The organism is Congzhengia sp. (assembly GCF_037235575.1).
Taxonomy (GTDB): Bacteria; Bacillota; Clostridia; order UBA1381; family UBA9506; genus Congzhengia; species Congzhengia minquanensis.
On the sequence record NZ_JAXUNN010000016.1, the window covers coordinates 40,230 to 46,781 of the forward strand.

At 36.7% G+C, this 6,552-nt stretch carries 7 protein-coding genes and 1 pseudogene; 5 read left to right on the plus strand and 3 right to left on the minus strand.

The window, feature by feature from the left end; all coding sequences use genetic code 11:
- The first annotated feature begins 77 nt into the window (after positions 1-77).
- The 5 genes from WIG73_RS03080 to WIG73_RS03100 all read left to right on the plus strand — a co-directional run bounded on the left by WIG73_RS03080 (position 78) and on the right by WIG73_RS03100 (position 3,190).
- Complete coding sequence (locus WIG73_RS03080; protein ID WP_337399249.1) at positions 78-707, plus strand: CatB-related O-acetyltransferase; 630 nt, start codon at positions 78-80, stop codon at positions 705-707.
- Between the two features lie 74 nt (positions 708-781).
- A complete protein-coding gene (locus WIG73_RS03085) occupies positions 782-1,435 on the plus strand; it encodes a flavin reductase (protein WP_337399250.1) in 654 nt (217 codons plus the stop codon).
- A 56-nt stretch (positions 1,436-1,491) separates the two neighbouring features.
- Complete coding sequence (locus tag WIG73_RS03090; protein WP_337399251.1) at positions 1,492-1,842, plus strand: DUF3784 domain-containing protein; 351 nt, start codon at positions 1,492-1,494, stop codon at positions 1,840-1,842.
- 4 nt (positions 1,843-1,846) lie between these two features.
- The gene (locus WIG73_RS03095) at positions 1,847-2,764 is read left to right on the plus strand and encodes an alpha/beta hydrolase (protein ID WP_337399252.1); all 918 of its coding nucleotides are present in this window, start codon (positions 1,847-1,849) and stop codon (positions 2,762-2,764) included.
- Positions 2,765-2,857: 93 nt separating this feature from the next.
- Entirely contained in the window at positions 2,858-3,190 is a 333-nt protein-coding gene (locus tag WIG73_RS03100; protein WP_337399253.1) for a DUF3795 domain-containing protein, read from the plus strand.
- 578 nt (positions 3,191-3,768) lie between these two features.
- Here the strand turns inward: WIG73_RS03100 and WIG73_RS03105 are convergent.
- The 3 genes and pseudogenes from WIG73_RS03105 to WIG73_RS03115 form a co-directional block, all read right to left on the minus strand.
- Positions 3,769-4,629, minus strand: a pseudogene (locus WIG73_RS03105) (IS256 family transposase); the annotation flags it as partial.
- Positions 4,630-5,112: 483 nt separating this feature from the next.
- The gene (gene istB, locus WIG73_RS03110; RefSeq protein ID WP_337399254.1) at positions 5,113-5,871 is read right to left on the minus strand and encodes an IS21-like element helper ATPase IstB; all 759 of its coding nucleotides are present in this window, start codon (positions 5,869-5,871) and stop codon (positions 5,113-5,115) included.
- Positions 5,864-6,367 carry a hypothetical protein gene (locus WIG73_RS03115; protein ID WP_337399255.1) on the minus strand — a complete coding sequence of 168 codons (504 nt, stop codon included), beginning with the start codon at positions 6,365-6,367 and terminating at the stop codon, positions 5,864-5,866. Before WIG73_RS03115 ends, istB begins: the two co-directional genes overlap by 8 nt.
- Positions 6,368-6,552 lie beyond the last annotated feature (185 nt).

The window sequence follows — 6,552 nt, forward strand, 5'->3', positions numbered from 1 at the left end:
AGAGGTGATGAAGGTGAAGCGTTGTATTGTAATGACCGATATAGTTAAATAGAAAAAACAAATGGAGGTTTTACTTTATGACTATATCGGAGAAAAAAATATATCCACGCACAAATGATACTCATACTGTTTATTTAAAAAATGTAATTACTGATCCCAATATAGATGTTGGTGATTACACTATGTACAACGATTTTGTTTATGACCCGAGGGATTTTCAAAAAAACAACGTGTTATACCATTATCCAATTAATAGTGACAGATTAATTATCGGAAAATTTTGTTCCATTGCGTGTGGTGCAAAATTTATTTTTACAAGTGCTAATCACACACTAAGTTCATTGTCTACCTATCCATTTCCTCTGTTTTTCGAAGAATGGGAGCTGGATAAGAAAAATGTAACGGACTCATGGGATAACAAAGGCGATATTGTAATTGGCAATGATGTATGGATTGGATACGAAGCTGTCGTAATGCAAGGTGTAACGATAGGTGATGGAGCTATTATCGGTACACGTGCAATTGTAACTAAGGATATTCCACCCTATACCATTGTCGGAGGTGTTCCGGCAAAACCTATTAGAAAAAGATTTTCAGACGAGGTTATATCACAGCTTCTTAGCATTAAGTGGTGGGAATGGTCTAATGAAAAAATTAAGAAGAATATTTCTGCAATTCAAAACGGAAACATACATGAATTGCAATAGGCAGATAGTTGGCATTACAGGGGTAATTCCCCTGTAATGCATAACTGTTTGATATTGTGCAAGGAGGTGCTGTAATGAAGATAGAGATAGACAAAGTTTTTCCTGATTATTTTAAGGCATCTTATCCGGAAGAATTTGAACTGTTTTCTCATTTTGAGGTAGCTGCTGGAATACCAACAGCTTTATTTGCCATAACCACTTGGAAAGAGAACGGAGAACCAAACGTGTGTTTTCACGCATGGAGCTGTTTTCACGGCGACAAGACTGCGTTCTTTGCCGTGATGGGAAATCTATATCGGCATACGCACACCTATGCTAACATTAACAGGGAGAAATGCTTTTGCATCAATTTCCTTCCGATAAGTTACTACGATAGACTGGTCAATACGATCAACCATAACAGCTATGAAGAAAATGAATTTGCAGTCGGAGGTTTTACATTGTCTCATGCCAAGACGATAAATGTACCTGTTATTGACGAGGCATTTATCTGTATGGAATGCACGTTAAAAGAAATACAGGATTTAAGTGGTGCAGGAATCACAGCGATGGTCACAGGACAGGTTCTACATATCTCTGTTGAAGAAGAATATGCCCAGGGGTATGAGAAACGGTACAGCAAGGACGGCTTTATGATGCTAATACCAGCACCTCAGGATTTGGTTACCGGTGAGCCGAACAAGTCTGCAATTGCAACTATAGATATAAAAAATATGATTAGAAATTGATTATGTCTGCAAAGCAGATATATTATCAGGTTTTCATTACGGAGGGTTTACTTGATATGATTACTGAAATAATTCTTGCCATTATGGCACTCTTATTTTTAATGGCCGGCATTTTATTGTTTAAAGGGAAGGCTTCATGGCTTATAGCCGGATATAATTCGTTATCAGAAGAAGAAAAAAAGAAATATGATATAAAAACTATATGCAAAGCAGCTGGTTTCATATGCTTCGTATGCTGCGTGATACTCTTTGTCATTACATATATAGCTCACAAAGCCAATTCAAATATGATAGATGAAACCAGTATGATAACGGTGGCTGTCGTTTTGTTAGCCGTACTTATAATAGCTATTATTACAGTTGGTTTGTATGTCACCAAAAGAAATAAAAAAAATGAGAGGCAGTAATAAAATGAATCAGAAATATGATGCACACAGCGGATTAAATTATTATGAAATCAATAATGATCGGCAGCCTCTTGTTTTGATTCATGCACAAGGCGTAGACGGAACAAGTTATGCTAATGTGTCAAAACGGCTTTCTAAAAAATTTCATATTTATTCGATTGATTGCTATGGTCACGGAAAAAGCAGTCATGCTGCTGAAAGTTACAATATCGTCGATATTAGTAACGCTATCATCAGCTTTATCGAGAATGTCGTTAAAAGTAATGTATGGCTGTTAGGTCATTCTTCCGGAGGTTTGATTGCTGCATTTATAGCCTCTAAGACCACTTTGTGCGATAAACTGATATTGGAAGATCCTCCGTTCTTCTCTTCGCAGGGTGATAGCAGAAAAAACACCTTCAACTATGTTGACCTGTCAACAATATGCCACAATTACATTATGCAGGATGAGCAAAAAGATTTTGTACTTTATTATTTTACAAATCAATATGCATGGAATCTATTTCCGGAGAAATCACGAAATAAAGTTAGGGCTAAACTCGTTAAGATAGCAACAACGTATAGGAAAAAGCATCCCGATAAGGATTTAAAGGTCTTGTTTTGGCCTAAATCCGCTCTTGCAGGCTATAAAGGGATGAACAACTATGATCCGCTTTTCGGCGAAACTTTTTATAACGATAGTTTTCACTGCGGAATACCACATGAGGATATACTAAGCAAAATCAGCTGTGATACAATCTTTATGAAAGCGAAAACCAATATCGGTAACAATGGTTTGTTACTGGCAGCTTTAAGCGATGACGATGTCAGGCATGTTGCTGAGGTTATCCCAAAATGCAAAATAGTTCATTTTGACTGCGGTCACGGTATTCACATTGAAAAGCCGAAAGAATTTATACGGTGCTTAATAAATTTAAAATAAAGGTTAAATAACCAAATATAAAAAAGTATATAGATAAAAATAGTAATTATAATTTCACTTCATATTACAGAACATATTGGAGGTACATAACTTATGAAAGATATGATTGGATACTGCGAACTTGATTGTGAAAACTGCGACGCATATATTGCAACAGTAAATGACGATAACGCTCTGCGTGAGAAAACAGCGAAGCTGTGGGCAGAGTTAAATAACGCCCCTATTCTGCCCGAACATATTAACTGCGAGGGCTGCCGTATGAATGGAGCGAAAACGGTATTTTGCGAGCATATGTGCGAAATTCGGAAATGTGCGTTAAATAAAGGTGTATCCACTTGCGGTGACTGTCCTGAATTGGACACCTGTCCGACTGTCAGAGTAATTATTTCAAATAATCCATCTGCTTTGGAAAAATTGAAAGAATAAAAATACATATATAAAAAAATTAAATTATGCTGTTTAATATATGACGAATAATAAAAAAATAGGAAAGATCTCTTTTCCTGAGAAGGCATAAATTATGATCAACCAGATAAATTATCTAATTTTCTGTATGGAACAGTATAAGCTGCATAATCATATAAGTGATAAATAGATTGCAGAGCTTTTTAATAATACAATGTGTTTAAATATATCTTAAGTTGCTTTGATGCACTACACATTGCCCGAACCGAATATGTGATTAGAGATTTAATCGTATATAAACGCCAAAGCGGCTGTGACGGTGCACTAAAGTGGCACATATAGAATAGGGGAGGTAAAGTGGGATATCACACCAAATTGAGATGAATAAAGATATTGGTCAGGCAATGAATAATTTAATTACAAAGAGGTTTTTAGATGAATGAACAACTTTTTAACAATTTGGGGATAAAAATTATTACAGAAAATGGGGTCTGTCCCGGATTTTGTGTAAAGTTCAAACAAATGTAAAACAGATGTTGACAGAGAGGATACTCTCCCTGCATTTTCAATATAGCAGAAATAAGGCAAAAAATCAAGTCTTAATATGGCAGCCGGTCGGCGAAAAATACCTCAAGCCGGGAATGGATAACGCCCCAATCCCGGCGCTTGCCTGTCCATTTTTTTGTAATGTCCATCATGGCTAAATAAAGCATTTTGAGCAGGCTGTCATCGGTTGAAAACACAGATTTCGGCCTGGTAACCTTGCGAAGCTGCCGATTAAATCCTTCTATGGCATTAGTGGTGTAAATCAGTGTCCGAACCTCCTGCAGATATTTAAAATAGGTGGATAATTTCGACCAGTTGGCTTCCCATGACTGCGCAATTTTCGGACATTTCCCGTTCCATTTTTTCCCGAAGCATTCTAGCTCATATAAGGCGGTTTCCTCATTGATTGCGGCGTAAACACGCTTCAAATCTGCCATCAGCGTCTTAATGTCTTTGTAAGACACAAACCGTGTGGTATTGCGGATTTGGTGGATGATACACTGCTGTATTTCCGCTTTGGGATACACTGCTTCTATTGCGTTGTCAAAGCCCGTTAAGCCGTCCACACAAGCAATCAGGATGTCCTCCACACCTCGATTTTTCAGTCCGTTTAGGATGGATAGCCAATATTTCGCACTTTCATTTTCACCGACCCACATACCTAAGACTTCTTTGATACTGGACATATTAATGCCAATGGCGATGTATACTGCTTTCTTCACAATTTGCCCTTCACTGCGGGCATGATAGTGGATGATATCAAGAAATATAACCGCATAGACCTCTTCAAGCGGTCTCTGCTGCCATTCTTTTACCACAGGCAATATCTTAACTGTTATGCGACTAACCGTGCTGTCTTATACCTCTATTCCGTAGATTTCACGGATATGCGCGTCAATATCCCGTGTTGTCATACTGATATGCAAGAAAACCATTTGGTATATCGAGAAACGGTAAGGAAGTATTGGAATACTGAAAATCGTAGCCAAGAAGATTTATATCTAAAGACCATCAAACGGTGGGAACGCATATTCTTAGAAGAAGGAGCCGAAGGTCTAATGAAAGAGAGATGAGGCAAAGGTATTGTATCAGAAGGCAAGAAACGCGGTGCCCACCTAAGCTTGATAAAAAAGTTGAGGAAGATTTAATTGCTGAAAATCAGCGATTAAGAATGGAGAATGAATACTAAAAAAATTGCAAGCCTTAGTTCAGGAGCGAATAGAGCGAGAAAACAAGAAAAGATAACAATTATAGCAGAACTAAGGCAGAAATACCCAATTGATGAATTCTTAAAGTTATCAGGTATAAATTTCAATATAAAAAGTGCCACATTTTATCAAATAAATATGCACAATAATTGTAAATGCTTTACGGAGGACGAATGGTATGAGTGATAATCATTTTCCGTCATCTCCGTAATAGTTCTGTAAGCGATACGATTTACCTTTAATAGTTGCAAACGTGGCATGGTGAAACAATCTGTCAATTATTGCATTCGCTATCATTGCATCTCCAAAAATTTCATCCCACTGTGAAAAATTGATATTTGTAGTTATTACAGTGCTGGATTTTTCGTATCTCCGATCAATTAATTGAAACAACAGTTTGGAGTCGTTTTTGGATATTGGCAGATACCCTAATTCATCAATGATCAAAAGCTTGTATCCACTGAATTTCTTGATTCGTTCGCTGAGCCGCTCCTCTGCCTGTGTTTTATGCAGTGCTGTCATAAGATCTGCACATTTGATAAAATATGTTGAATTTCTGTTTTGGGCTGCAGTTACTCCTATTGCTGTTGCAAGATGTGTTTTCCCTACTCCGCTGTTTCCGTAAAATATTAGATTTTCCCGGTGTTCAATAAATCTCAAAGAGTTCAGCTCTTGTATTTGCTGTTTATTGATTGATGGCTGATACTCAAAATCAAATTCTGCCAATGATTTGATTTTAGGAAATCCTGCCATCATAACAGAATGATTGATTAAGTTTATCTTTTTCTTCTCAACTTGCTGCTCTGTAAAATACAGAAATCCGTCTATGAATGATAGATTGTTTTTGCTTACATGGTTGATTGTATCATCTATTACGGCAAGTGATTTTTTACTCTTTAGAAACGTCAAGTTATCTCTGATTTTTGCATATGTGCCTGTACTATTCACAGCTGAATACACTTCCGATCACATTAAGATTTTCTTTCGCCATGTTCAATATATCATCTTTATCCATTCCGATAAAATGACTGCTTAAAACATCTATATAATGTTCCCGATGATAATTCAGTTTTCTTTCTGTCTGTATATGTACACAAATCAGCTTATGATCAAAACAAACATATATCTTTCCGTCAACAATCCAATATGATACATACATACCGATATATTTTTTTGGTACAGAATACTGCTTTGACTGAACTGTAATCATTGCAGCAGTATTCACCTTAACAGTCTTGGAAGGTATTTTGTATTGACTCCGTATGCTGTCATTTGGTAACGGCAGCAGATGTGCACACTCCTTTTGAAATTCAATAATAGGTACCTTTCCGGTCCCTTGATGTATCGAACTGTTGATTCGCATATTAATTCTCTCGATTAACGATGCTAATTCTGTAAGATTGAGTTTGCCGCTGTAAGCTTTAATTTCATCGAGAAACTTCATCTGTGTTTCTACCTTACCCTTTGTTTGAGGTGTTGCAGCAATACAAGGTTTAACACAAAATCCATAATCATCAGCAAAAGCTTAAAAAAAAAAATTTATGTTGCCGTTATTGTAAGCTGTACGTGCACAATCCATAACCGATTTCATATTGACGGTTACAATTTCTTTTGGTACACCCCCAACAA

What these genes read in the sequence shown, in the direction of transcription:
- WIG73_RS03080 (WP_337399249.1), top strand. Translation starts at nt 78, where the DNA reads ATGACTATATCGGAGAAAAAAATATATCCACGCACAAATGATACTCAT.
- WIG73_RS03095 (WP_337399252.1), top strand. Translation starts at nt 1,847, where the DNA reads ATGAATCAGAAATATGATGCACACAGCGGATTAAATTATTATGAAATC.
- WIG73_RS03115 (WP_337399255.1), bottom strand. Translation starts at nt 6,367, where the DNA reads ATGAAGTTTCTCGATGAAATTAAAGCTTACAGCGGCAAACTCAATCTT.
- WIG73_RS03100 (WP_337399253.1), top strand. Translation starts at nt 2,858, where the DNA reads ATGAAAGATATGATTGGATACTGCGAACTTGATTGTGAAAACTGCGAC.
- WIG73_RS03090 (WP_337399251.1), top strand. Translation starts at nt 1,492, where the DNA reads ATGATTACTGAAATAATTCTTGCCATTATGGCACTCTTATTTTTAATG.
- WIG73_RS03085 (WP_337399250.1), top strand. Translation starts at nt 782, where the DNA reads ATGAAGATAGAGATAGACAAAGTTTTTCCTGATTATTTTAAGGCATCT.